The sequence below is a fragment of the Pseudoalteromonas sp. Z1A6 genome (assembly GCF_011378745.1).
In the GTDB taxonomy this organism is placed as follows: Bacteria; Pseudomonadota; Gammaproteobacteria; order Enterobacterales; family Alteromonadaceae; genus Pseudoalteromonas; species Pseudoalteromonas arctica.
In genome coordinates, this window is sequence record NZ_WTKW01000584.1 from 1 (window position 1) to 1423 (window position 1423).

General features: G+C 37.9%; 1 protein-coding gene. It reads right to left on the reverse strand.

The window, feature by feature from the left end:
- Positions 1 to 71: 71 nt before the first annotated feature.
- The coding region (locus GQR46_RS19665) for a methyl-accepting chemotaxis protein (RefSeq protein ID WP_240922934.1) at positions 72 to 1423 on the reverse strand (1352 nt) is incomplete at its 5' end.

Sequence of the window (1423 nt, forward strand, 5' to 3'; positions counted from 1 at the left end):
CCAAATTTTGATAAATAATAAAAAAGGATGCGAAGTGCATCCTTTTTTATTAAGTGGCTTTAACCATTGTATTAATGTGCTCTAAAGTAGCTTATTTGCTGTTTGATTTTTTCAGCCAATGTCATTAATTCACTTGCCGAATTTACAGTGCTTTGCGTGCGAGACTCACCTTCTTTAGCGAGCTGGCTTATAGAATGTAAATTTTGAGTGATTTCTGCAGCAACGGTGCTTTGTTGATCTGTTGCCTCAGCTATATTGTTTGATGAGCGCGTTAGATCGCCAATACTTTGAGTGATAAAGTTAAGTTGCTCTCCGGTTTTTTCACCTTCTTCAGCTGATTTAATACCCAACTGGCGGCTTTGTTCCATTTGTTTAGTTGCGGCGGTAACTTGTATTTGTAGTTGCTCAATTGTTTGGCTAATTTCTAAAATTGATTTTTGTGTACGCTGCGCTAAGGTTCTCACTTCATCGGCAACAACTGCAAAACCTCTACCTTGTTCGCCTGCTCTTGCTGCTTCTATAGCGGCATTAAGTGCTAGTAAGTTAGTTTGCTCAGCAATACCATTAATGACTTCAGTTACTTTACTTATTTCGTTACTTGCTGTGTTTACTTTTTCAACAGAGTTATGGCTATCATTTAGCTGCTGGCTTAGCTGCATTAAGTCATTAACAACTTGGGTTAATTGTGTACGACCTAATTGAGCTTCTGCATCTACTTGTTGGGTTCGTTGAGCGCCTTCATTTGCGTTATTGGCTACATCTTTAATTGATACTGACATTTCTTCGATGGCGGTGGCTATTTGGTCTGTTTGCCCCATCATTGCATGCGCTTCTTTACCATTAGTGAGGGCGTGCTCTTTAGAAGTGCCTGCTTGGTTTTCCAGTTCAATTACTGAATCTTGTAAAGCGAGTATTAGTTTTTTTAGCTCAACCGACATGCTACTTACACTCGCGGTAATTAGGTCTATTTCATTTTCACTATTTGTATTGGTATTTACAAAATGTTGTGACAAATCACCTTTACCTAATGCATCAACGCTACGTGTTAATTGTCTTAATGGGTTAAGTGTTTTTACTAGCACCCAAAATAGTAAAATTGAGATAGCAAGAATACCCCCAACAGACGTTATGCTGTTAACTACCATTAGCTTTATGCTCTCTTCAGTGAGTTCGCTTTCTTTTACACGACCAAGTAAGGTCCAATCCCACCCAGGTACTGTTTTGCTGTAAGCAAACATAGGGGTGTTATTTTCACTATTATATTTTAATGACTGACCTTTTTTAATTGCCTCTAGATTAAGTCCATCAAGCGCTTTGGAGTTCACTTTTGAGTCAACTGCGGCTTCTTTCCCTGCTATAACTACATCATTTGTATTTCTGAAAACAAATAAGTTACCGCTTTCTTCAATTACTATTTTATTAA